A 23,954-nucleotide genomic window follows, 5' to 3' on the forward strand; every position below is an offset into this window, starting at 1 on the left:
CGCCGCTCCGGCGGCACGGACTGCACAAACATGGATCAATTCGCCAAAGAAACCCTGCCCATCAGCCTCGAAGAGGAAATGCGGCGTTCCTATCTCGATTATGCGATGAGCGTCATCGTCGGCCGTGCCTTGCCCGATGCGCGCGATGGCCTGAAACCGGTGCATCGGCGCGTGTTGTACGCCATGCACGAAACCAACAATGTGTGGAACCGTCCGTTCGTCAAATGTGCCCGGGTCGTCGGCGAGGTCATGGGTAAGTATCACCCGCATGGCGACTCGGCGATTTACGATACGCTGGTGCGTATGGCGCAGGACTTTTCCCTGCGTTACACCCTGGTCGATGGTCAGGGTAATTTCGGCTCGATCGATGGCGACAATGCGGCGGCCATGCGCTACACCGAATGCCGTCTGGATCGTATTGCCTCCGATCTGACTGCCGATATCGACAAGGAAACCGTCGATTTCGTGCCCAACTACGACGGCAAGGAGCTGGAGCCTTCGGTTCTGCCGACACGCATTCCCAATCTGCTCATCAATGGTTCAGCCGGTATTGCGGTGGGCATGGCGACCAATATTCCGCCGCACAACCTGCGTGAGGTAGTGGCGGGCTGTCTGGCGCTGCTGGAGAATCCGGCGCTGAGCATCGATGATCTGATCGAACTCATTCCTGCCCCGGACTTTCCTACTGCCGGCCTGATTTATGGCGTGATGGGCGTGCGCGAAGGTTACCGCACCGGGCGTGGCCGCGTCGTCATGCGTGCCCGTACGCATTTCGAGGACATCGGCAAGGGCGACCGGCAGGCACTGATCGTTGATGAGATTCCCTATCAGGTCAACAAGAAGACCCTGATCGAGAAGATCGCCGAACTGGTCAATGACAAAAAGATCGAAGGGATTTCCGACATTCGTGACGAGTCCGACAAGTCGGGCATGCGTATCGTCATTGAACTGAAGCGTGGCGAGGTCGGTGAGGTCATTCTCAACAACCTGTACAAGCAGACGCAGCTGCAGGATACCTTCGGTATGAACATGGTGGCGCTGGTCGACGGCCAGCCGCGTCTCTTGAACCTCAAGCAGATGCTTGAGTGCTTCCTGTCGCATCGGCGTGAAGTCGTCACCCGGCGTACTGTCTATGAACTGCGCAAGGCGCGCGAGCGGGGTCACATCCTCGAAGGTCTGGCGGTCGCGCTCTCCAACGTCGATGAAATCATTGCCCTGATCAAGGCCGCGCCGACGCCGGCGGATGCCAAGCTGAGCCTGATGTCGCGTCTGTGGCGCAGCCCGGTGGTCGAGGAAATGCTGCAGCGCGCAGCTTCCGACGCTTCCCGTCCGGAAGGACTGGCGCCGGAATTTGGTCTGTCGAGCCAAGGCTACCGCCTGTCCGAAGCGCAGACCCAGGCGATTCTCGAACTGCGCCTGCAGCGCCTGACCGGCCTGGAGCAGGACAAGATCGTCGGCGAGTACAAGGAAGTGATGGACAGAATTGTTGATTTGCTCGACATCCTGGCCCGTCCGGAGCGCATCACCGCCATCATCGTCGACGAATTGAACGCGGTGCGCGAGCAGTACGGTGACGAGCGCAAGTCGGAAATCGTGCTGCATACCCAGGAACTGGGTATCGAAGACCTGATCACGCCGCAGGACATGGTGGTGACCCTGTCGCATGGCGGTTACATCAAGGCCCAGCCGCTGGCCGACTATCGCGCCCAACGGCGCGGTGGTCGCGGCAAGCAGGCGGCGGCGATCAAGGACGAAGATTTCATCGATCACCTGTTCGTTGCCAATACGCACGATTACATCCTGTGTTTCTCCAACCGTGGCCGCTGCTACTGGCTGAAGGTGTACGAGGCGCCGCAGGGCAGCCGTGTCAGCCGGGGCAAGCCGATCGTCAACCTGTTCCCGCTGGAAGAGGGCGAGAAGATCAATGCCGTGCTGCCGGTCAAGGAGTTTGCCGAGGACAAGTACGTGTTCATGGCGACCCGCAGCGGTACGGTCAAGAAGACGCCGTTGTCCGACTTCTCCAACCCGCGCAAGGCCGGCATCATCGCTGTCGACCTGCTCGATGACGATTACCTGATCGGTGTTGAGCTGACCACCGGCCAGAGTGACATCGTGCTCGTCTCGGACGCGGGCAAGGCGGTCTGGTTCGACGAGGAGGATGTCCGCCCGATGGGTCGTGGTGCCCGCGGTGTGCGCGGCATGAAGCTGCAGGACGGGCAAGCGGTCATTTCCCTGCTGGTGGCCGAGGATGACCAGCAGACCGTGCTGGTGGCGACCGAGAACGGTTTTGGTAAACGGACCGTGCTGGCTGATTTCCGCCACTCCGGACGGGGCACGCAGGGGGTCAAGGCCATTGCCGATTCCGAGCGCAACGGGGTCGTGATTGCGGCCAAGCTGGTCAATGACGATGACGAAGTAATGCTGATTACCACGGGGGGTGTGCTGATCCGTACCCGGGTGTCCGAAATTCGCGGCATGGGCCGGGCAACGCAGGGGGTTACCCTGATCGCTCTGGACAATGGCGAAAAGCTCGCTGGCCTGGAAAAGGTTGCCGAGTCGGTGGGCGATGCTGGGGCAGAAGTGGCGGATGAACTTGCTGATATGCCGGCGGAGGGCGATACCGATGCGGTTGCAGGCGAGGCGGAGGGCAACTGAAATGAGCCGGATTCATAATTTCAGTGCCGGCCCCGCTGCGCTGCCGGAAGCGGTGCTGCGCCAGGCGCAGGAAGAGTTGCTCGACTGGCATGGTGCCGGCTGCGGGGTGATGGAAATGAGCCATCGCGGCAAGGAATTCACCTCGGTCATCGAGCAGGCAGAAGCCGATTTGCGGGCCTTGCTCGGCATACCCGAACAGTACCGGGTGCTGTTCCTGCAAGGGGGGGCTACGCAGCAGTTCGCGCAGATTCCGATGAATCTGCTGGCGGGGCGGTCGGCGGATTACATCGTCACCGGCAGCTGGTCGGAAAAAGCCTTCAAGGAAGCACAGCGGGTTGCGCCCGGGCTGGCTCAGGGGAGCTGTGTTCGTCTGGCGGCGTCCACCCGGGAGAGCAATTACACCCGTCTGCCACAAGCCGAGGAGATCAAGCTTGATCCTTTCGCCGCCTATCTGCACGTGTGCACCAACGAAACCATTCACGGCGTCGAGATACCCGCTGAGCGCATCGCGGACACCGGCGTGCCGCTGGTTGCCGACATGTCGTCGCACATCCTTTCGCGGCCGGTCAATGTCGAGAAATTCGGCCTGATCTACGCCGGCGCGCAGAAAAACATCGGCCCTTCCGGGCTGACCCTGGTCATCGTGCACCGCGACCTGCTCGGTATGGCGCCGCTGACAGTGCCGACGTTGCTCGATTATGCGGTGCAGGCTGAAAACGGCTCCATGCTCAATACGCCGCCGACCTTCGGTATTTACATGGCGGGCCTGGTGTTCAAGTGGCTGCAGGCACAGGGGGGGCTGGCCGGTATCGAGCAGGTCAACAGCGAAAAAGCCTCGGCGCTTTACAACTGCATCGACAGCTCGCAGGGTTTTTATGTCAATCCGGTCGATCCGGATTGCCGTTCGCGCATGAATGTGCCCTTCGTGCTGGCCAACCCCGAGCTTGATGCAAGCTTCCTGACCGAAGCGAAGCAAGCCGGCCTGGTCGGGCTGAAAGGGCATAAATCGGTCGGTGGCATGCGCGCGTCGATCTACAATGCCGTGCCGCTGGAATCGGTGCGCGTTCTGGTCGATTTCATGAACGATTTTGCCCGCCGCAACGGCTGATGACAGGTGTCGATATTTCATGAGCAACGATCTGCAACAAGCCCTTGCCGGCGTCCGCGCCGAGATTGACCGCATCGACGGTGAATTGCTGCAACTGCTCAACCAGCGCGCCCGCTGTGCGCAGCGGGTGGGCGAGATCAAGGCCGAATTTGGCGATGCCGGATTCATCTATCGGCCGGAACGCGAAGCGCAGGTATTGCGCCGCTTGCAGGAGGCCAATCCCGGGCCTTTGCCGAATGAGAACATCACTTTCTTCTTTCGCGAGGTGATGTCCGCCTGTCTGTCGCTTGAACAGCCGCTGTCGATTGCCTTCCTGGGGCCTTTGGGTACCTTCTCCGAGTCGGCGGCGAGCAAGCATTTCGGGCATGCCGCTTGTCTGCTGCCGCAGAATTCGATCGACGATGTCTTTCGTGAAGTGGAGGCCGGGCGTGCGCATTATGCGGTCGTGCCGGTGGAAAACTCGACCGAGGGGGCCGTGGGGCGGACCATGGATCTGCTTCTGTCGACGTCGCTCAAGATCTGCGGTGAAGTGGTCTTGCGTATTCACCAGAATCTGCTGTCCAGGGCAGCGGATCTGTCGGCCATCCAGAAGGTTTATTCGCACGCCCAGTCGCTGGCGCAGTGCCACGAATGGTTGAACCGCATGTTGCCGCAGGCGCAGCGCATTTCGGTCGGCAGCAATGCACAGGCGGCGCAGCTGGCGGCAGCCGAGCAAGGCGCTGCGGCAATTGCCGGGGAAGCGGCGGCGGTGCGCTATGAATTGCCCAAGCTGGCTGAAAAGATCGAGGACGAGCCCAACAACACGACGCGCTTTCTGGTGCTGGGCCGGCAGGACGCCGGGATTTCCGGGCGCGACAAGACGTCGCTGGTGATGTCTACGCCTAATCGCACGGGGGCGTTGCATGACCTGCTCGCGCCGCTGACGGCCGCTGGCGTGTCGATGTGCCGACTGGAATCGCGTCCGGCGCGTAATGCCTTGTGGGAATATGTGTTCTACGTTGATATCGAGGGCCACCGTGAAACGCCGGAGATCAAGACGGCGCTTGCGCAACTGGCTGCCAATGCGGCTTATCTGAAGATACTGGGCTCCTACCCGGCGGCCGTTTTTTAAGAGGTTTCAGCAATGTCCATCGCCGATTTCGCTTTGCCCTACGTGCGTGCCATTTCGCCCTATCAGCCGGGAAAGCCCGTTACCGAACTGGCGCGGGAAATGAATATCCCGCTGGAGCGCATTGTCAAACTGGCCTCCAATGAAAATCCGCTGGGCACCAGTCCGCGGGTGCAGGCGGCAGTGGCGGCGGCGTTGTCGGGCGTGGCGCGTTATCCGGATCAGTACGAACTGATTGACAAGCTGGCTACACGCTCGGGTGTCGCGGCTGGCCAGGTGGTGCTGGGCAATGGGTCGAACGACGTGCTGGAGATGGTGGCGCGGGTGTTTCTCGCGCCAGGGCGTTCGGCGGTGTTTTCACAGTACGCCTTTGCGGTGTATCCGCTGGCGACGCAGGCCAGCGGTGCCGAGTCGATCCAGGTGCCGGCGCTCGATTACGGCCATGATCTGGCCGAAATGCTGGCGGCGATTCGCCCGGACACGCGAGTGGTGTGGATTGCCAATCCGAACAATCCGACCGGTAATTTTCTGCCTTACGCCGATATCCGCGCCTTTCTGGAGAATGTGCCGGCGGACGTGCTGGTGGTGCTTGACGAGGCTTATAACGACTACCTGCCGCCGGCGGCACGTGTCGACATGGCGGCCTGGATCGCAGAGTTTCCGAACCTGGTGGTCTGCCGTACCCTGTCGAAAATTTACGGGCTAGCTGGCTTGCGTATCGGCTACGCCCTGGCGGCGCCGGCAGTGGTCGATCTGCTCAATCGCGTACGGCAGCCTTTTAATGTGAATAACCTGGCCCTGGTAGCGGCCATGGCGGCGCTGGATGACGAGGATTTCCTGCAGGCCAGCTATGAATTGAATCGGACCGGTATGGCGGATATCGTCAATGCGCTTGGCCGACTGGGGCTGCAGCACATCCCCTCGGGTGGTAATTTCGTTGCCTTCCGGGTGCGCGATGCTGCGGTAGTGAACCAGAAGCTGCTGGCTGAGGGCGTCATCGTCCGTCCCATTGCCGGCTATGGCCTGCCAGACTGGCTGCGGGTGACCATCGGCACGGCGCAGGAAAATGCCCGCTTCATCGAGGCGCTTGAGCGGGTTCTGGCGGGAGCGCAGTAGATGGACAGCCGCCAGCCGGAATTCGGCAAGATCGTCGTTTTCGGTACCGGACTGATTGGCGGCTCCTTCGCCCTGGCCCTGAAAGCGGCAGGGGCGGTCGAGGAAGTGGTGGGCTTTGGCCGCGCGCCAGGCACCCTGCGCATCGCGCAAGAGCTGGGCGTCATCGATCGTGCCGGCATCAATCCGGCACATGAGATCGGCGATGCCGACATCGTTCTGGTGGCCACGCCGGTGGCGCAGATGCCGGAGATCTTCAGCCGTATCGCCCCCTATCTCGGGCCGAATACCCTGGTTACCGACGGAGGATCGACCAAGGGTGATGTGGTGGCGGCGGCCCGGGCCGCGTTCAAGGGGCATATCGGAAAATTCGTGCCGGCGCATCCCATCGCCGGGGCCGAGAACAGCGGGCCCGCTGCGGCGCGCTGGGATCTCTACCGGGGCAAGAAAGTGGTGGTGACGCCCCTGGCGGAAAACAACGATGAGCGCCTGGATCGCATCAAGCGCGCCTGGGCGCTGTGCGGTGCGGATATTTACGAGCTGACTCCGGAGCAGCATGACCGCGTCTTCGCTGCCGTCAGCCATCTGCCCCACGTGCTGTCCTATGCGCTGGTGCATGATCTGGCAACGCGTGAGGATGCCGATCTGTTCTTCACTTTTGCCGCCTCCGGCTTTCGCGATTTCACTCGTATCGCCGCCAGCCATCCGGAAATGTGGCGGGATATCTGCCTGGCCAACCGGCAGGCCCTGCTGCAGGAACTGGAACGTTACCAGGCGCAACTGTGCGAGCTGCATGATGCACTCACTGCCAGCGATGGCGAGCGTCTGGAGGATATTTTCGGCATTGCCCGACAGGCACGCCGGGAGTGGTCGGGCGGCTGACCGTGAAATTCCGGCGCGCCATCCTTTGTGGGTTGCTGTCGCTGTATTCACTGCTGCTCGGCGCCGCACCGCCGGATATCCTGCTGGCCAATGTCTATCGTGAGGGTATCGATGTCAGTCGCTACCTGGTCAGTGAGAAATATGATGGTGTGCGTGCCATCTGGAACGGCAAGCAGCTGGTCTCTCGCAACGGTTATCCGATTGCCGCACCGGCCTGGTTCACCCAGCCCTTGCCCGCGGATGTCCCGCTGGATGGCGAGCTGTGGCTGGGACGCGGACAATTCGAGCGCCTTTCCGGCATTGTCCGGCGCGAGACTCCCGTTGACAGCGATTGGCGCACGGTGCGCTACATGGTGTTCGAGCTGCCCGGGGCGGCGGGCGATTTTTCCCAACGGGTGCGGCGTATCGAAGCGCTGACCCGACGCATTGGCGCCTCCTGGGTGCAGGCGGTGGGGCAGAACAAGGTGGCCAGTGCCGCCGAACTGCAGCAAATTCTGGCGCAGGTGGTGCAGGCCGGTGGCGAAGGCTTGATGCTGCATCGTGCCGATGCGCTTTACGAGAGCGGGCGCTCCGATACCCTGCTCAAATTGAAACCCTGGCTTGATGCGGAAGCTGTTGTCATTGCTCACCTGCCGGGTAAGGGGAAATATCAAGGGCAGCTGGGGGCTCTGCTGGTACGTGCTCCCGATGGTAGGGAATTTCGTCTGGGTACCGGATTCAGCGATGCCCAGCGGCGAGAGCCTCCGCCACTGGGGAGTACCGTGACCTACCGCTACCGGGAATTGACCGGCAAAGGATTGCCACGCTTCGCCAGCTTCCTGCGTCAGCGTCAGGAATGAGCACCGTCTGAGCTAAAATGGCGGTTTTCTTGCGTAAGGAAAACGTCATGATTCTTGTCACCGGCGGCGCTGGTTTCATTGGCAGCAATTTCGTTCTCGACTGGCTGGCGCAAAGCGATGAACCGGTGCTCAATCTCGATGCCCTGACCTATGCCGGCAATCTGGAGAATCTGGCCAGCCTGGCCGGTGATGCTCGCCATGTGTTCGTCCATGGCAGCATTGCCGATGCCGATCTGCTGGCCCGCTTGCTGGCAGAACATCAGCCACGCGCGGTGGTCAACTTCGCTGCAGAATCGCACGTCGATCGTTCCATCCATGGGCCGGAAGATTTCATCCAGACCAACATTGTCGGCACCTTCCGCCTGCTCGAAGCTGTCCGCGCCTATTACGCCACCCTCGCGGATGTGGAGCGGGAGGCTTTCCGCTTTCTGCATGTCTCCACGGATGAAGTCTATGGCTCGCTGGAAAAGGATGCGCCCGCATTCAGTGAAACCCACCGCTACGAGCCGAACAGTCCTTACTCGGCGAGCAAGGCGGCGTCCGACCACCTGGTGCGTGCCTACCACCACACCTATGGTCTGCCAGTGCTGACCACCAATTGCTCCAACAATTATGGCCCCTTCCATTTCCCGGAAAAGCTCATTCCGCTGGTGATCCACAACGCGCTGGCGGGCAAACCCCTGCCAATTTATGGCGATGGCCAGCAGATTCGTGACTGGCTCTACGTCAAGGATCACTGCAGTGCCATTCGCCGGGTCCTTGCGGCCGGACGCTTGGGCGAGGTGTATAACGTCGGCGGCTGGAATGAAAAGGCCAATCTGGAGGTGGTGCACACGCTGTGTGATTTGCTCGATGAACTCAGCCCGCGTGCGGATGGGCAGTCCTATCGTTGCCAGATCACTTATGTCGCCGACCGCCCCGGTCATGACCGCCGCTACGCCATCGATGCGCGCAAGCTGGAGCAGGAACTGGGCTGGAAGCCGGCGGAAACCTTCTCGACCGGCATGCGCAAGACGGTGCGCTGGTATCTTGATCACCCACAATGGGTCGCGAACGTCACCAGCGGCAGCTATCGCGACTGGGTGGGGCAACAGTATGGAGCGGACAAAGCATGAGTACAGGCATGAAACGCAAGGGCATTATCCTCGCCGGCGGCGCTGGCACCCGTCTGCATCCGGCCACCCTGGCAGTATCCAAACAGCTGCTGCCGGTCTATGACAAGCCGATGATCTACTACCCGCTCAGTACTTTGTTGCTGGCGGGTATCCGTGAAATTCTGGTGATTTCGACGCCGCAGGATACGCCACGTTTCCAGCAGTTGCTGGGCGATGGCAGCCAGTGGGGGATTCAGCTGCAATATGCCGTGCAGCCCAGTCCGGACGGACTGGCGCAGGCCTTCATCATCGGTGCGGATTTCATTGCCGACGCGCCTTCGGCGCTGGTGCTGGGGGACAATATTTTCTACGGTCATGATTTTCACCACTTGCTGGCAAATGCCGATGCTCGCGGTGAGGGTGCCAGTGTGTTTGCCTACCATGTGACCGATCCGGAGCGCTATGGTGTGGCGGAATTCGATCCGGCAGGGCGGGTGTTGAGTCTGGAGGAAAAACCGGCGCAGCCGAAATCGAATTACGCGGTCACGGGCCTTTATTTTTACGACCAGCAGGTGGTTGAACTGGCGCGTCAGCTCAAACCTTCGCCGCGCGGCGAACTGGAGATCACTGATCTCAACCGCTGCTATCTGGAACGTGGTCAGCTCAATGTTGAAATCATGGGCCGTGGTTATGCCTGGCTGGATACTGGAACCCACGACAGTCTGCTGGATGCCAGTCAGTTCATTGCCACCCTGGAAAAACGCCAGGGCCTGAAAGTGGCTTGTCCGGAAGAGCTGGCTTATCGTCAAGGCTGGATCGATGCCGAACAACTGACCAGACTGGCCCAGCCGCTGGCCAAGAATGCCTACGGTCAATATCTCCTGGCCCTGCTGCAGGATCGGGTGATCGGATGAAAGTGACCGCAACCCGTGTTCCCGAAGTGCTCCTGATCGAACCGCGCGTGTTTGGCGATGCGCGCGGCTTCTTCTTCGAAAGCTTCAATCTGAAGGTGTTTTCAGAGGCGCTCGGCGCCACTGTCGAGTTCGTCCAGGACAACCACTCACGTTCATCCCGTGGCGTTCTGCGCGGTCTGCATTATCAGCTTGCGCCGCATGCCCAGGGCAAACTGGTGCGTGTCGTGGCCGGTGAGGTGTTCGACGTGGCGGTCGATATCCGCGCCGGTTCGCCGACCTATGGCCAGTGGGTGGCGGAAATTCTGTCCGCCGAAAACAAGAAGCAGTTGTGGATACCACCGGGTTTTGCGCATGGTTTTGTTACCCTGAGCGATACGGCGGAATTTCTCTACAAAACCACCGATTACTATGCGCCGGAATGCGAGCGCTGCATCCGCTGGGATGATCCGGATCTGGCGATCGACTGGCCACTGGAAAATCCTCTGTTGTCCGCCAAGGATGCGCAGGGCGCCAGCTTTGCCAGCCTGGCCGGAGGAGATTGAACACCAAGGCGCCTGACCTGGGCGCGGCTTGTTCAGGGTAGGCGTCTCAGCGCAGTGTCGCCGTCCGGCGTCTTGTCGGCTTCACGCGCAAACTCGCCTTCAATGATGGTGCCGTTCTCCGGCGTTCTGGCTGCCTGCTGCAGGGTGTCATTGAAATTCTGCATGTTGCGGCGTAAGACTCGGGTTTTCCACCAGAGCCAGCCGCCGAGCGCGAGGCCGGCGACAGCGGCGATGGCGAGAAAAACCAGGGAGAACATCAGCCCCGCCACCAGCAGAGCGGCGCTCAGAATGAACGCCAGGATGCGGGTGAGCAGGTTGCCAGGAGGTTGCGGTAAGGGCTGCATGCGGGCTCCGCGATTCAGAAAGGCAGGGTGACGCCGGGCCAGATGGCCATTAGTGCCTGGCGGAAGTCGGCCTGGATGCGGCTCAGAGCACTGGCGTTGTCGGCTTCGAAGCGCAGCACGACGACTGGCGTGGTGTTGGAGGCGCGCGCCAGTCCGAAACCATCGGCATACTCGACGCGCACGCCATCAATGGTGATGATGTGTTGTGCAGCGGTGAAGCGACCGTCTTTTTGCAGGCGTTCGATCAGGGCAAAGGGTTCGCCTTCGGCCATCTTGATGTTCAGTTCCGGGGTCGACGGCGAATTCGGCAACGCTTTCAGCGGCGCATTGACGTCGGCCGAACGGCTGAGGATTTCGAGCAGGCGGGCGCCGGTGTACAGGCCATCGTCAAAGCCGTACCAGCGCTCCTTGAAGAAGGTGTGGCCGCTCATCTCGCCGGCCAGCGGGGCGCCGGTCTCCTTGAGCTTGGCCTTGACCAGCGCGTGGCCGGTGTTCCACATCAGCGGCGTGCCGCCGTGCTGCTTGATCCACGGCGCCAGCAGGCGCGTGCATTTGACGTCGTAGATGATGGTGCCGCCCGGCACGCGCGACAGCACGTCGGCGGCGAACAACATCAGCTGGCGGTCCGGGTAGATGATCTCGCCGTCCTTGGTGACGACGCCGAGACGGTCGCCGTCGCCGTCGAAGGCGATGCCGATTTCGGCGTCGGTATCCTTGAGCGCCTGGACCACGTCGGCCAGATTTTCCGGCTTGGACGGGTCTGGGTGGTGGTTGGGGAAGTTGCCGTCGACTTCGCAATAGAGCGGTACGATCTCGCAACCCAGGCGCTTGAACAGTTCCGGTGCGACCGCGCCAGCGACGCCGTTGCCGCAATCCATGACGATCTTCAGCGGCCGTGCCAGCTTGACGTCGCTGACGATCTTGTCGACGTAGGCGGCAACGACATCGGCGCTGCGCTTGCTGCCCTGGCCGCTGCGTATCTGGCCAGCTTCGATGCGCCGCTTCAGGTCCTGGATGGCGTCGAGCGCCAGCGTCGTGCCGGCGATGACCATCTTCAGGCCGTTGTAGTCGGGCGGGTTGTGGCTGCCGGTGACCGAGACGCAGGAATTGCAACCGAGTTCGTAGGCGGCGAAGTAGGTCAGCGGGGTCGGCACGCAGCCGACGTCAATGGCGTCGCAGCCGGCGGCCATGATCCCGTCCATCAGCTCACCGGCCAGTTCCGGTCCCGACAGGCGGCCGTCGCGACCGACCGCGATGGCCGTCTGGCCCTGCTCGAGCGCCAGCGTGCCGAGGGCCTGGCCGATCTTTCGGACGACATCGGCGGTCAGGCTTTTATCGACGATGCCGCGGATGTCGTAGGCTTTGAAAATTTCGGCAGGTAGTTGGGGCATGAAAGACTCCGTGGGTCAATGCAGGGTGTGGGGGAGGGCGTCGGCCATGGCCTGATGGCTGTCATCGGCCGCCGAGGCATGGCGGCAGACCAGACGCCAGCCATGGGCGCCGCGCAGGTAGTGGTGGGTGACGTACAGCGGCCCGTGCGGGTTCGGGTCATCGGCAATGTAAAGGGTTTCGGTCAGGTGGTGCACCGCCATCACGCTGCCCTGCCAGCTGGCCACCGTGTCGTATTCGATACGCATGGCGGTGTTGGCAAAGATGGCGCGCCAGCTTTCGTAAATGGCGGCCTGGCCAGTCAGGCGCACACCGGTCGGATGAATGCAGAGCAATTCTTCTTCATCCGACCAGTAGCGCATCAGGGTATCGGCATCGTGCGCGGCAACGGCATCGTAAAACGCATTTTCCAACTCTTCGGGGGTGGCAAAGGAAGTGATCTGGCTCGTCATCGTTCGATCCAATTAGCGCAGGCGGCCAGGACATCTGCCGGCATGAGTTTGTTCAGGCAGTCCAGATGGCCGAGCGGGCAGTCGCGTTTGAAGCAGGGGCTGCAGTCGAGTTCGAGGTTGAGGATGCGGGCCTGCGTCGACAAGGGAGGGGTGAATCCTGGCGAGGAAGAACCGTAGAGGGCCACCAAGGGGCGGCCAACCGCGGCCGCGACGTGCATCAGCCCCGAATCGTTGCAGACGACGAAATCACTCAGGGCGATCAGGTCGACCGCCTGATCCAGGCTCGTCGTGCCACATAGATTCAGGCAGCAGCCCGGCGCCAGCTGGCTGATCTCTTCGGCAACGGAGTGATCTTTGGGCGAACCAAACAGCCAGCACTGATAGCCCTGCGCCGCCAGCAGGCGGGCGAGTTCAGCAAAATGCGCGGCGGGCCAGCGCTTGGCCGGACCGTATTCGGCGCCCGGGCAAAAGGCGGCGATTTTGTCCGGGCGCCGCATGCCGAGGGTGGCCAGTGTTTGCGCCTGCTGCTCCGGTGTTGACTGCAGAACGGGATAGGGCAGGGGGCGCTCGAGCGTTGCTCCCGGGATTTCTGCCAGCTGCATGAAACGTTCGAGCATCAGCGGTAGCGCCTGCGGGTCAAGGTGGTGTCGCTGGTTGATCAGAGCGTAGCGCGCTTCGCCGGTAAAGCCGATCCGTCGCGGAATACCGGCAAAAGCGGGAATCAGTGCGGATTTGAGCGAATTGGGCAGAACTAGCGCACTGTCGTAGCCGCGGGTTGCCAGCTGTCGTGCCAGTTGCCAGCGTTCCTTGAGACGCAGGCTGCCGTGTCCGAAGGGGTTGTCGATGATCTCGCCGATACCCGCCATGCGCCGTAGTACGGGAGCGACCCAGCGTGGCGCCAGTGCATCCAGCTGCAGGCTGGGATGGCGCTGTTGCAGGCGGGCGAACAGAGGTTGCGCCATGATGGTGTCGCCAATCCAGCTGGGGGCGATGATCAGGGCTTTACGCATGGTTTTGTTCTGGCAATGGAAAAACGGCGGGTGTTCGACCCGCCGTTGTTGTTTGACGCATCGTGCTCAGTGGTGGGCCTTGGGGCGTTCGCCGGTCAGGACATACTTGGCGCTGCAGTAAGGGCAGACGACTTCGCCGGTAGGCAGGACGTCAAGGAATACGCGCGGGTGCTGGCTCCACAGCGGTGCGTCCGGTTGCGGACAGTGCAGCGGCAGGTCGCTGGCGGTGACGGCAATGCTTTGGCTATCGGACATGCGGATTCTCCCTCCTGATCAGACGTAGGCCAGCCAGTCGGCGTGGGCAGCCGAACGACCGTAGACGACGTCGAAGTATTTTTCCTGCAGGGCCTTGGTGATCGGGCCGCGGTGACCGGGGCCGATCTGGCGGTTGTCGAGTTCGCGGATCGGCGTGACTTCGGCTGCAGTGCCGGTGAAGAAGGCTTCGTCGGCGCAATAGACTTCGTCGCGGGTGATGCGTTTTTCGATCACCTCAATGCCCATTTCCCGTGCCAGCTGCATCACCGTGGCGCGGGTGATGCCTTCCAGGCAGGCGGTCAGGTCAGGGGTGTACAGCTTGCCGTCGCGGACGATGAAGATGTTTTCGCCGGCACCTTCGCAGACATAGCCTTCCGGGTCGAGCAACAGGGCTTCGTCGTAACCATCGCCGAGAGCCTCGTTGTTGGCGAGGATGGAATTCATGTAATTGCCGGAGGCCTTGGCGCGCACCATGGTGATGTTGACATGGTGCCGGGTGTAGGACGAGGTCTTGATGCGGATGCCGCGCTGCATGCCGTCTTCACCGAGATAAGCACCCCACGGCCAGGCAGCGATGATGATGTGCACTTTGGCGCCCTTGGGCGAAACGCCCAGTTTTTCCGAACCGTAGAAGGCCAGCGGGCGCAGATAACCGGATTCGAGGTTGTTGGCGCGAATCACTTCCTTCTGCGCTTCGTTGATTTCCTCGATGCTGTGCGGCATCTGCATCTGGAAAATGTGGGCGGAGCGGAACAGCCGCTCGGTGTGTTCCTTGAGACGGAAAATTGCCGTGCCCGATTCGGTTTTATAGGCACGGACCCCTTCGAAAACGCCCATGCCGTAGTGTAGCGAGTGGGTGAGAACGTGGGTGGTCGCCTCGCGCCAGGGCACGAGTTTGCCATCCTGCCAAATAAAGCCGTCGCGATCCGACATGGACATGGTGGAACTCTCCGTGAAACTCTCGTTGAAACCGAGAATTCTAGCCGAAATCAGGGGCTAAAATAACGCCTTTTGCGTTTGCATCCTATGGATTCGCCGGACATGATCTGGAAACCGAACGTTACTGTTGCTGCCGTCATCGAGCGTGACGGCAAGTTCTTGCTGGTCGAGGAAGAAACCGAGAGCGGGTTGGCGTTCAATCAGCCTGCGGGCCATCTGGAGGTCGGTGAGTCCTTGCTCGATGCCGTGGTGCGGGAAACCATGGAGGAAACGGCCTATCCGTTTCGCCCAACGGCACTGGTGGGTATCTATCAATGGCGGCATCCGGTCAAGGACCTGACTTACCTGCGTTTCGCCTTCAGTGGCGAGTTGCAGGGTGAGGCCTTGCCGCGGGCGCTGGACGAGGGCATCGTGGCTGCACGCTGGTTGACGCTGGCGGAAATTGCAGCCGTTTCTGATCGGCACCGCAGTCCGTTGGTGCAGCGGTGCTGCGACGACTGGTTGAGTGGTCGGCGTTATCCGCTTGAATTGTTGGTGCACTGGCTTTGAGGTTGTATGTTCTGGCTGCGCTCGCGGCCTTGCATGGGCCGCTGGCCTGGGGTGAGGCGCGGGTCAGTATCTGCCACGGCTATTCTTGTATCGCCCAGGCGGAAATCTGGTATTCGGCTGAACGCTTGGGTGAGGTCCGGCGTCTGTTGGCTGGCGCCAGTGATGCAGAGGAAGAACGCGCGCGCCTGGCACAGGTCGTGGGGTTGTTGTACCGCTGGGCCGGGGAGCAGTCGGTGGTGCGCAATGACCGCGCCGGCAATTATGCCGACGGGCATGTGCCGGGGAAAATGGATTGCATCGATCATTCCGCCTCGACCACCCGCCTGCTCGCGATGCTGGAGCGTGCGGAAATGTTGCGTTGGCATCGGGTGCTGGCGCCGGATGTGCGTTATTTTCTGGGTGTTTTTCCGAGCCACTGGTCGGCGGTGATCGAGGAAAATGCGGCAGCGGTGCCGGGGCGTTTTGTCGTGGATAGCTGGTTTGTGAATAATGGTGAGCCGGCGGTGATTCTGCCGCTGGCCGAGTGGAAGAAAGGGGCTGGGCCGGATGTCTAAGAAAACGGTGGTGGTGGGTCTGTCGGGCGGTGTGGATTCTTCGGTTGCCGCCTTGCTGCTGAAAGAGCAAGGTTGGAACGTGATCGGCCTGTTCATGAAGAACTGGGAAGATGACGATACCGAGGAATATTGCTCTTCACGCCAGGATCTGATCGACGTGATGAGTGTTGCTGACAAGATCGGCATCGATGTCGAAGTGGTCAATTTTGCCGCTGAATATCGTGATCGTGTCTTCGCCGAATTTCTGCGCGAATACCAGGCTGGGCGCACGCCCAATCCGGATGTGCTGTGCAATTCCGAAATCAAGTTCAAGGCTTTTCTCGAGCATGCGCTGAAGCTTGGCGCGGACAGGATTGCGACCGGTCACTATGCCGGCGTGCGTGAATTCGAAGGCAAGTTTCAGCTTCTGAAAGCCGAAGATGGCACCAAGGATCAGAGTTACTTCCTCTATCGCCTGAATCAGGCGCAATTGGCCAGAACCCTGTTTCCACTGGCCAATCTCTACAAGCGTGATGTGCGCAAGATGGCCGAAGCCGCCGGCCTGCACGTGGCCCTGAAGAAGGATTCAACTGGCATCTGTTTCATCGGCGAACGTCCGTTCAAGGAGTTTCTGGCGCGTTATCTGCCGCCCAAGTCGGGGGAGATCCGGCGTCTGGACGACGGCAAGGTGCTGGGGATGCATGATGGCCTGATGTTTCATACCCTGGGCCAGCGCAAGGGGCTGCATATCGGTGGGCTGAAGGAAAAAGGCCAGGCTGGTGGTGGCGAGCACGATGCCTGGTTTGTGGCAGGCAAGGATATGGAGCGGAACATTCTCTACGTTGTCCAGGGGCACGATCATCCCGCCTTGCTCAAGAATGAACTGCAGGCTGAACAATTGAGCTGGGTAGCTGGCCGTGCGCCACGTGCCAATTGGGTTTATACCGCCAAGCCGCGTTACCGCACGGCAGACCAGACCTGCCATCTGCTCAGTGTGGACGGGGATGCCTGCGCTCTTTATTTTGCTGAGCCCCAATGGGCGCTGACCCCAGGGCAGTCGGTGGTCATCTATGAGAGCCGGGTCTGCCTGGGCGGTGGGGTCATCCGCTGACGTTAGTCGTGCAGCACCGTCTCCATGAAAGACGGTCGCTGCTGCAGTTTTTCGTATAGTCGGGCAAGGTTGGGGTGATTGTCCGCCCATTGTATGCCCTGGAAGCGCAGGTCAAGATAGCTCAAGGCAACACCCACCACGATGTCAGCCAGTGAGAAGTGGGTGCCCATGCAGAAGCTTTTTTCGCCCAGCTGGCTTTCCATGAAGCGCAAGGTCCGGGTCAGGATTTCCTGCTGCCTGGCGATCCACTCGGCGCTTTGCTCTTTTTCCGGGCGCCGGTGTTCCAGGACGATGTTGATGGCCGTTTCACACAGACCATCCGCCAGCGCCTCCCAGCGTTTGACTTCGGTGCGTTCGCGGTTGGGAGCAGGGAACAGCTTGTTGTTGGGCGTGATGCTGTCGATATATTCGACAATCACGCTCGAATCGAAGAGCGGCGTGTCGTCGTCCAGCACCAGCGTCGGCACGCGGCCGAGAGGATTGATGTCCAGCAGGGTGCTGCCAGGCGCGCGAGGCGATTCGACGACGAAGTCGTAATCCATCTTTTTTTCGGCCAGAACGACACGTACTTTGCGTACGTAAGGGCTGGTATGGGTTCCGATCAGCTTCATTGCATGCTCATGAATGCGGGATGTGGATTATAACCTATGGCCCAGTCCCCTGCCTGCCGGGTAAAATAGCCGGCTTTTCTGCATTGCGGCTTATACACCAAGGACTTGTTATGGAATTCAATCCACTGACTGCAATTTCTCCGCTCGATGGCCGCTATGCCGGCAAGGTCGATGCCCTGCGGGCACATTTTTCCGAGTTTGGCCTGATCCGTGCTCGTCTCAAGGTGGAAATCGAGTGGCTGAAGGCGCTCGCTGCCGAGCCGCATTTCAACGAAATTCCGCCTTTTTCAGCAGCTACGATCGCTGCACTCGACGCGCTGGTGGAAAATTTCGGCCCGGCGCAGGCAGCAGAGGTCAAGGCTGAAGAAGCCGTCACCAACCATGATGTGAAGGCGCTGGAGTACTGGATCAAGAAAAACACCAAGGGCAATGCCGAGGTGGAGAAAGTCAGCGAATTCATCCACTTTGCCTGTACTTCTGAAGACATCAACAACCTGTCGCACGCGCTGATGTGCCAGGGCGCCCGCGAACAGGCCATGTTGCCGGTGCTGGACAAGATCATCGAGCGCCTGCGCGAACTGGCCCATGCCTACGCCGACATCCCGATGATGAGCCGCACGCACGGCCAGCCGGCGACGCCGTCGACGATGGGCAAGGAAATGGCCAACGTCGCCTACCGCCTGCAGCGCGCCCGTGCCCGCATCGCCCAGGTCGAACTGCTCGGCAAGATCAACGGCGCCGTCGGCAACTACAACGCCCACCTCGCCGCCTATCCGGGCTACGACTGGGAAGGTTTCGCCAAGAAGTTCGTCGAGTCGCTCGGCCTGACCTTCAACCCCTATACCATCCAGATTGAGCCGCACGACGCGCTGGCCGAGCTGTTCGATGCCTTTGCCCGCGCCAACAGCATCCTGATCGACCTCGATCGCGACGTCTGGGGCTACATCTCGCTCGGCTTCTTCAAGCAGAAGGTCAAGGCGGGCGAAATCGGCTCGTCGACCATGCCACACAAGGTCAATCCGATCGACTTCGAAAACTCCGAAGGCAATCTCGGCCTGGCCAATGCGGTCCTGAAGCACCTGGCCGAGAAATTGCCGATCTCGCGCTGGCAGCGTGACCTGACCGACTCCACCGTGCTGCGTAACATGGGCGTCGGTCTCGGCTACACCTTGCTTGCTTACGACTCCCTGCTCAAGGGGCTGGGGAAGCTCGAAATCAACGCCGAAGCCATGCATGTTGACCTTGATGCCAACTGGGAGCTTCTGGCCGAGCCCATCCAGACAGTGATGCGCCGTTACGCTGTGCCGAACGCGTATGAAAAACTGAAGGATCTGACCCGTGGCGCCCGTGTCTCACGCGCCGGCATGCAGGCTTTCGTGGCGACGCTGGAAATTCCCGAGGCCGCCAAAACAGAATTGCTCAAGCTGACGCCCTGGGATTACACCGGCAAGGCGGCCGAGCTCGCCCGCCGTATCTGAGCGGCGCTGTGGCTTATGGCAGGCCAGCTCAGGCTGGCCTTTTTGTCTGGAGCGAACAATGAGTTTTGTGGAAAATTTGAAAAAACTTCCCAAGGTGTCCCATCTGGCAGCCCTTAACCTGCTTGATGACGCAGGACAGGTCGTGGCGAGCATAGAAAACAAGGCCGGCAGCCAGGGTTCGCTGGCGATCTACAATCACCTGGCGCAGACCTATGGTCTCATCAATGCCGAGGCAGCCAGAAAGGGGCTAGAGCTGTTTGCTGAGCACGTCGATGAAGAACGCGCGCATCCGGGTAAACATCCCAATATTGCCCGCTTGTTGCGCATTGCCGATGGTGAACCGGCGTTGCGTGCCAAGCATGTGTTCGCGCTATAGGGGTAAACCGGTATCCCGCGTATCTGCTGGGTGATGGTCTGCAAACCTTGTCTGGTCAGGGTTTGCACTTTTCCTGTTCGGCATATGCAGAAAAAATCTATGAGAACGCCTTGAGTTTCCTTGTGTCACTCCGCCTTTTTTCCTATAGTCTAAAGCGTCGCTGCAGTGTTTAGAATAAGTCAAGAAAAACAATACATTGCCGCTTTTGTTGTTTTTATGGGAGAGCAACCATGACGGACCAACAGGGAAACGAAAAAAAAATAGAAGACTTGGCGATCTTGCGTGCATCGATCAATCGTCAGTTGACGCAGACACGGTATTTCGCGGCTGCCTTCAGCGTGTTTTTGGGGGGCTTTATCGTGTTTGGTCTGCTTGGCGCAGGCTATCTCTAGGCGTAGAGAACAGTCCACTGTAGAGAGGCCCGGGATTCCGGGCTTTTTTTTCGTCTAAGTGGGGCACTTGCATCGGTGTGAACCGGCAAAAAAAAGCCTCGCAGTAAATGACTACGAGGCATGCCGGCTCAGAAGGAGCTGGTTGCTGTATCAAGCGCGCTGGATGTTGGAAGCCTGCTTGCCTTTCGGGCCTTGCACCACTTCGAAAGAGACTTTTTCGCCTTCTTTCAGGGTCTTGAAACCATTCATGTTGATGGCCGAGAAATGTGCGAAAAGGTCTTCGCTGCCGTCATCCGGCGTAATGAAGCCAAAGCCTTTCGAATCGTTGAACCATTTGACCGTACCGATTGCCATGATGTGCTAATTTCCTACAAAAAACGAACGAATTGCCGGGTTGCCCCGTCTCCCTGTTTGATCCCGACCTCTCGGCACTTGGCGCACCTGCGATGCAATCTGAATCCAACAGCCTGATTTTTACGCGACTTGAATTTTTCCGTCAACATAATTGAATGCCGCAGCGCAGCAATTTTTGCTACAAAAACAAGACGAAAGCGCGTACTTTGCGCGGCGGGAATGGTTAGAATCTACCCATGGCTAGCAAAATTATAGAAGACGGGCAGATTGAAGCACTACGCAGCAAGTTGCAGCCGCCCAAAATGTACCGCGTGCTGTTGCTCAATGACGATTTCACCCCGATGGATTTCGTCATTACGGTCTTGCAGCGTTTTTTTTCACTCGATACTGAACAGGCGACGCGCATCATGCTCAAAGTCCACAACGAGGGCCGTGCTGCCTGTGGCGTGTTTTCGCGTGATGTTGCCGCAACCAAGGTTGAGCAGGTCAGCGCCTTTGCTCGTCAGCATCAGCACCCGCTGGCTTGTCTCATGGAGGAAAACTGATGATTGCCCAGGAACTCGAAGTCAGTCTGCATCTGGCTTTTGTCGAGGCGCGCCAGAAGCGTCACGAGTTCGTTACCGTTGAGCATCTGCTGCTAGCTTTGGTGGACAACCCGTCCGCTGCGGATGCCCTGCGCGCCTGCGGGGCCCAGCCGGAGGTGCTGCGCCGCGAGCTGTCGAAATTCATTGCTGACCATACTCCGACCATGACTGGCGAGGGAGATTACGATACCCAGCCGACCTTGGGATTTCAGCGTGTCGTGCAGCGGGCCATTCTGCATGCGCAATCTTCCGGCAAGAAGGAAATCAACGGGGCCAGTGTGCTGGCGGCGATCTACGGAGAAAAGGATTCGCACGCGGTGTATCACCTGCAGAAGCAGGGCGTCAGCCGTCTCGATGTGGTTAATTACATAGCTCACGGCGTCAGCAAGGTGCAGCCAGCCAAGGCTGTGCCGGAAGAGGGGGCGGAGAGCGGCAGTGACAAGGGGGAGGCCGGACCGCTGGAGCAATTCACGCATAATTTGAATGCGCAGGCACTGGCTGGACGCATTGATCCCTTGATCGGGCGCCATGACGAGCTGGAACGGGTGATTCAGGTATTGTGTCGGCGGCGCAAGAACAATCCGCTGCTGGTTGGTGAGGCCGGCGTTGGCAAGACCGCCATCGCCGAAGGCTTGGCGCGGCGGGTTGTGGAGGGTGATGTGCCGGAGGTGCTGGCCCAGGCTCAGGTGTACGCTCTCGATATGGGGGCCTTGCTGGCAGGGACCAAGTACCGTGGTGATTTCGAGCAGCGCCTCAAATCGGTGCTCAAAGCTTTGCAGAACAATCCGAATGCTGTGCTCTTCATCGATGAGATTCATACCCTGATCGGTGCGGGTGCAGCTTCGGGGGGCACCATGGATGCTTCGAATCTGCTCAAGCCGGCACTCTCTTCCGGGCAGTTGAAGTGCATTGGGGCAACGACTTACACCGAGTTTCGCGGTGTATTCGACAAAGACAGTGCGCTCTCCCGGCGTTTTCAGAAGATTGATGTTCCCGAGCCTTCCGTCGCCGAGACCATTGATATTCTCAAGGGGCTGAAATCGCGTTTCGAGGCGCACCACGGTATCAAATACTCCAATACGGCACTGACTTCGGCCGTGGAGCTGTCGGCACGCTACATTACCGACCGTCACCTGCCCGACAAAGCGATTGATGTGATCGATGAGGCCGGCGCAGCGCAGCGCATCCTGCCGAAATCGAAGCAGAAAAAAACAATCAGCAAGAGTGACATCGAGGAAATCGTCGCCAAGATTGCGCGCATTCCGTCGCAACACGTGTCAGTGGATGATCGTAGTGCGCTGAAAAACCTCGACCGCGACCTGAAGAATGTCGTTTTCGGCCAGGACCCGGCGATTGATGCGCTGGCGAAGGCCATCAAGATGGCCCGCTCCGGTCTGGGTAGTCCGGGCAAACCCATCGGCAGCTTCCTCTTTTCCGGCCCTACCGGAGTCGGCAAGACCGAGGTGGCGCGGCAGCTGGCGTTTTGCCTGGGGATCGAACTGCAGCGTTTCGATATGTCCGAGTACATGGAGCGGCACGCGGTGTCACGTCTGATTGGCGCACCGCCGGGTTATGTCGGTTTCGATCAAGGGGGGCTGCTGACCGAGGCGATCAGCAAGAAACCGCATTGTGTGCTGCTGTTGGATGAAATCGAGAAAGCCCACCCGGATATCTTCAACATCCTGCTGCAGGTCATGGATCATGGGACGCTGACCGATAACAACGGACGCAAGGCCGATTTCCGCAACGTCATCATCATCATGACGACCAATGCCGGGGCGGCCGATCTACAGAAATCGAGCATGGGGTTTACCTCCGTGAAGGAAGCCGGCGACGAAATGGCAGAAATCAAACGCCTGTTCTCGCCGGAGTTCCGCAATCGCCTGGATGCCACGATTTCCTTCCGCATGCTCGATCACGCCGTGATCCTGCGGGTGGTGGATAAATTCCTCATGCAGCTGGAGGAACAGCTGCACGAGAAGAAAGTAGAGGCGCATTTCACCGATGCCATCAAGGAAATGCTGGCAGCGAAGGGGTTCGACCCGCTGATGGGTGCCCGGCCCATGAGCCGTCTGATCCAGGACAGCATTCGTGCCGCGCTGGCCGACGAATTGCTGTTCGGTCGCCTGGCCAACGGCGGCAAGGTGACGGTGGATGTCGACGCGGACGGTCAGGTGCGCCTGGATTTTGTTGAAGAAGCCAGTGAGGCAGCGGCAGTCTGAGCAGGCTCTTCTTTTATTGACGGAAAATCATCATGACCTTCAAGACGCCCGACCTCTGCGACCAGTACGAAGCCGAACTCGGCAAGACAGTGCGCGTTGTTGCCCCGATGTTTCAGCGTTATGGCGGCCGCACGGCTTTTGCCGGCGAAATCGTCACGTTGAAGATTTTTGAGGACAACACGCTGGTCCGAGAAATTTTCAACGAACCCGGTCAGGGCAAGGTACTGGTCATCGATGGCGGTGGTTCGCTGCGCTGCGCCCTGGTGGGTGACCAGCTGGCCATTCTGGCGCACAAGAATGGTTGGGAAGGTGTGGTCGTTTATGGCTGCATCCGCGATTCCGGGGACATCAACGGCATTGACATCGGGGTGCGGGCGCTGAACACGCACCCACAAAAAACCGTCAAAAAAGGCATCGGCGACCGCAATCTTCCCCTGATGTTTGGCGGTGTCACCTTCCATCCGGGCGAGTCTATCTACGTCGATGAAGACGGTATTCTCGTTTCGGCCAAGCCGCTACGCTGAAGGTGCGTCTTGTCGCGGTGGCCTGGCTGCTGGCGCAGTTTGCCGGGCTGGCCTGCGCCGAGTTGCAGGAAAATATCCGCAGCACGTATTACAGTGCCGAGCATCGTGCCGGGACGATGCTGCTGGCGACCCTGAACCACTATTCCCCGATCCGCCAGAACAGCCAGATCTTTCATGCCTACACCGGCTGGAATATTCAGTGGAATTTCCGCTGGTGGGAAGAGCGCGATGGCCGTTGCCGCATCACCAGTAATCAGACCCGTCTGCAGGTGGAAATCACGCTGCCTCGCCTGGTCACCAGTGATCCAGCGGTGCGTCGCCGTTTTGACCGTTACCTGGGGGCGCTGCGGGCACACGAAATAGAACACGTGGCGATTGGCCGGCGCTATGCGCGTCGTATTGACGAAGGTATCCGGCGCCTGCCGCAAATGACCTCCTGCGCAGCCTTGAGCCGTGCTGCCAATACTTTGGGGGAAAAGCTGCTGCAAGAAGCAGTGGCAGCCGAGCGGGAGATGGATCGCCAGACTGCCCACGGCGCCCGACAGGGCGCCACTTTGCAGGAGGATTGAACAGTCG

At 60.0% G+C, this 23,954-nt stretch carries 27 protein-coding genes; 19 read left to right on the forward strand and 8 right to left on the reverse strand.

The annotated features are described in order from the left end of the window. Positions 1-30 precede the first annotated feature (30 nt). The 9 genes from gyrA to rfbC are packed head-to-tail and all read left to right on the forward strand — an operon-like array spanning position 31 to position 10,255. A complete protein-coding gene (gyrA, locus tag JYJ39_RS04420; protein ID WP_205202370.1) occupies positions 31-2,655 on the forward strand; it encodes a DNA gyrase subunit A in 2,625 nt (874 codons plus the stop codon). Position 2,656: 1 nt separating this feature from the next. Further along, positions 2,657-3,763: a 3-phosphoserine/phosphohydroxythreonine transaminase gene (gene serC / locus JYJ39_RS04425; protein WP_205202372.1), complete on the forward strand. Its 1,107-nt coding sequence runs from the start codon at positions 2,657-2,659 to the stop codon at positions 3,761-3,763. A gap of 31 nt (positions 3,764-3,794) precedes the next feature. Next, the gene (gene pheA / locus JYJ39_RS04430) at positions 3,795-4,874 is read left to right on the forward strand and encodes a prephenate dehydratase (protein WP_430622464.1); all 1,080 of its coding nucleotides are present in this window, start codon (positions 3,795-3,797) and stop codon (positions 4,872-4,874) included. Positions 4,875-4,886: 12 nt separating this feature from the next. After that, on the forward strand, positions 4,887-5,987 hold the full coding sequence (hisC, locus tag JYJ39_RS04435) for a histidinol-phosphate transaminase (RefSeq protein WP_205202376.1): 1,101 nt from the start codon (positions 4,887-4,889) through the stop codon (positions 5,985-5,987). Further along, on the forward strand, positions 5,988-6,866 hold the full coding sequence (locus tag JYJ39_RS04440; protein WP_205202378.1) for a prephenate dehydrogenase: 879 nt from the start codon (positions 5,988-5,990) through the stop codon (positions 6,864-6,866). 2 nt (positions 6,867-6,868) lie between these two features. Beyond that, positions 6,869-7,705: a DNA ligase gene (locus JYJ39_RS04445; protein WP_240189539.1), complete on the forward strand. Its 837-nt coding sequence runs from the start codon at positions 6,869-6,871 to the stop codon at positions 7,703-7,705. A 47-nt stretch (positions 7,706-7,752) separates the two neighbouring features. Beyond that, positions 7,753-8,820, forward strand: a complete 1,068-nt coding sequence (rfbB, locus tag JYJ39_RS04450) for a dTDP-glucose 4,6-dehydratase (RefSeq protein ID WP_205202381.1) — start codon at positions 7,753-7,755, stop codon at positions 8,818-8,820. A gap of 8 nt (positions 8,821-8,828) precedes the next feature. Further along, complete coding sequence (gene rfbA / locus JYJ39_RS04455) at positions 8,829-9,713, forward strand: glucose-1-phosphate thymidylyltransferase RfbA (protein WP_430622462.1); 885 nt, start codon at positions 8,829-8,831, stop codon at positions 9,711-9,713. Next, positions 9,710-10,255 carry a dTDP-4-dehydrorhamnose 3,5-epimerase gene (gene rfbC / locus JYJ39_RS04460; RefSeq protein WP_205202385.1) on the forward strand — a complete coding sequence of 182 codons (546 nt, stop codon included), beginning with the start codon at positions 9,710-9,712 and terminating at the stop codon, positions 10,253-10,255. Before rfbA ends, rfbC begins: the two co-directional genes overlap by 4 nt. Positions 10,256-10,287: 32 nt before the next feature. Here rfbC and JYJ39_RS04465 read toward each other — a convergent pair whose 3' ends face one another. From JYJ39_RS04465 to JYJ39_RS04490, 6 genes are all read right to left on the reverse strand, one after another. Next, positions 10,288-10,599, reverse strand: a complete 312-nt coding sequence (locus JYJ39_RS04465; protein ID WP_205202387.1) for a hypothetical protein — start codon at positions 10,597-10,599, stop codon at positions 10,288-10,290. Between the two features lie 14 nt (positions 10,600-10,613). Continuing rightward, entirely contained in the window at positions 10,614-11,990 is a 1,377-nt protein-coding gene (locus tag JYJ39_RS04470; RefSeq protein ID WP_205202389.1) for a phosphomannomutase/phosphoglucomutase, read from the reverse strand. A gap of 15 nt (positions 11,991-12,005) precedes the next feature. After that, complete coding sequence (locus JYJ39_RS04475) at positions 12,006-12,440, reverse strand: YybH family protein (RefSeq protein WP_205202391.1); 435 nt, start codon at positions 12,438-12,440, stop codon at positions 12,006-12,008. Further along, complete coding sequence (waaF, locus tag JYJ39_RS04480) at positions 12,437-13,450, reverse strand: lipopolysaccharide heptosyltransferase II (RefSeq protein WP_205202393.1); 1,014 nt, start codon at positions 13,448-13,450, stop codon at positions 12,437-12,439. Before waaF ends, JYJ39_RS04475 begins: the two co-directional genes overlap by 4 nt. A 66-nt stretch (positions 13,451-13,516) precedes the next feature. Further along, the gene (locus JYJ39_RS04485) at positions 13,517-13,705 is read right to left on the reverse strand and encodes a zinc-finger domain-containing protein (protein WP_205202395.1); all 189 of its coding nucleotides are present in this window, start codon (positions 13,703-13,705) and stop codon (positions 13,517-13,519) included. Between the two features lie 18 nt (positions 13,706-13,723). Next, the gene (locus tag JYJ39_RS04490) at positions 13,724-14,644 is read right to left on the reverse strand and encodes a branched-chain amino acid transaminase (protein WP_205202397.1); all 921 of its coding nucleotides are present in this window, start codon (positions 14,642-14,644) and stop codon (positions 13,724-13,726) included. A gap of 102 nt (positions 14,645-14,746) precedes the next feature. On the opposite strand from JYJ39_RS04490, the gene JYJ39_RS04495 reads away from it, so the two are divergent. The 3 genes from JYJ39_RS04495 to mnmA are packed head-to-tail and all read left to right on the forward strand — an operon-like array spanning position 14,747 to position 16,837. Continuing rightward, positions 14,747-15,193 carry an NUDIX hydrolase gene (locus tag JYJ39_RS04495; protein ID WP_205202398.1) on the forward strand — a complete coding sequence of 149 codons (447 nt, stop codon included), beginning with the start codon at positions 14,747-14,749 and terminating at the stop codon, positions 15,191-15,193. Beyond that, complete coding sequence (locus tag JYJ39_RS04500) at positions 15,190-15,747, forward strand: hypothetical protein (RefSeq protein ID WP_240189540.1); 558 nt, start codon at positions 15,190-15,192, stop codon at positions 15,745-15,747. The genes JYJ39_RS04495 and JYJ39_RS04500 overlap by 4 nt, the downstream gene beginning before the upstream one ends. Then, on the forward strand, positions 15,740-16,837 hold the full coding sequence (gene mnmA, locus JYJ39_RS04505; RefSeq protein WP_205202400.1) for a tRNA 2-thiouridine(34) synthase MnmA: 1,098 nt from the start codon (positions 15,740-15,742) through the stop codon (positions 16,835-16,837). Before JYJ39_RS04500 ends, mnmA begins: the two co-directional genes overlap by 8 nt. Before the next feature lie 2 nt (positions 16,838-16,839). On the opposite strand, the gene JYJ39_RS04510 is transcribed toward mnmA, so the two are convergent. Beyond that, positions 16,840-17,448 carry a glutathione S-transferase family protein gene (locus JYJ39_RS04510; RefSeq protein WP_205202402.1) on the reverse strand — a complete coding sequence of 203 codons (609 nt, stop codon included), beginning with the start codon at positions 17,446-17,448 and terminating at the stop codon, positions 16,840-16,842. Between the two features lie 110 nt (positions 17,449-17,558). On the opposite strand from JYJ39_RS04510, the gene purB reads away from it, so the two are divergent. From purB to JYJ39_RS04525, 3 genes are all read left to right on the forward strand, one after another. Beyond that, on the forward strand, positions 17,559-18,926 hold the full coding sequence (gene purB / locus JYJ39_RS04515) for an adenylosuccinate lyase (RefSeq protein ID WP_205202404.1): 1,368 nt from the start codon (positions 17,559-17,561) through the stop codon (positions 18,924-18,926). A 58-nt stretch (positions 18,927-18,984) separates the two neighbouring features. Beyond that, positions 18,985-19,302: a DUF2322 family protein gene (locus JYJ39_RS04520; protein ID WP_205202406.1), complete on the forward strand. Its 318-nt coding sequence runs from the start codon at positions 18,985-18,987 to the stop codon at positions 19,300-19,302. A 230-nt stretch (positions 19,303-19,532) separates the two neighbouring features. Beyond that, a complete protein-coding gene (locus tag JYJ39_RS04525) occupies positions 19,533-19,694 on the forward strand; it encodes a hypothetical protein (protein WP_205202408.1) in 162 nt (53 codons plus the stop codon). A gap of 150 nt (positions 19,695-19,844) precedes the next feature. Here the strand turns inward: JYJ39_RS04525 and JYJ39_RS04530 are convergent, their stop codons facing one another. Next, a complete protein-coding gene (locus JYJ39_RS04530) occupies positions 19,845-20,048 on the reverse strand; it encodes a cold-shock protein (protein ID WP_028994647.1) in 204 nt (67 codons plus the stop codon). A gap of 236 nt (positions 20,049-20,284) precedes the next feature. Between JYJ39_RS04530 and clpS the strand changes: the two genes are divergently transcribed. From clpS to JYJ39_RS04550, 4 genes are read left to right on the forward strand one after another with little or no spacing between them, the layout of a single operon-like run. After that, positions 20,285-20,593, forward strand: a complete 309-nt coding sequence (gene clpS, locus JYJ39_RS04535) for an ATP-dependent Clp protease adapter ClpS (protein WP_205202410.1) — start codon at positions 20,285-20,287, stop codon at positions 20,591-20,593. Further along, positions 20,593-22,854, forward strand: a complete 2,262-nt coding sequence (gene clpA / locus JYJ39_RS04540; RefSeq protein ID WP_205202412.1) for an ATP-dependent Clp protease ATP-binding subunit ClpA — start codon at positions 20,593-20,595, stop codon at positions 22,852-22,854. The genes clpS and clpA overlap by 1 nt, the downstream gene beginning before the upstream one ends. 32 nt (positions 22,855-22,886) lie before the next feature. Continuing rightward, entirely contained in the window at positions 22,887-23,378 is a 492-nt protein-coding gene (gene rraA, locus JYJ39_RS04545) for a ribonuclease E activity regulator RraA (protein WP_205202414.1), read from the forward strand. 2 nt (positions 23,379-23,380) lie between these two features. After that, positions 23,381-23,947 carry a DUF922 domain-containing protein gene (locus JYJ39_RS04550; RefSeq protein WP_205202416.1) on the forward strand — a complete coding sequence of 189 codons (567 nt, stop codon included), beginning with the start codon at positions 23,381-23,383 and terminating at the stop codon, positions 23,945-23,947. Positions 23,948-23,954 lie beyond the last annotated feature (7 nt).

The organism is Azonexus hydrophilus (assembly GCF_905120355.1).
Taxonomy (GTDB): domain Bacteria; phylum Pseudomonadota; class Gammaproteobacteria; order Burkholderiales; family Rhodocyclaceae; genus Azonexus.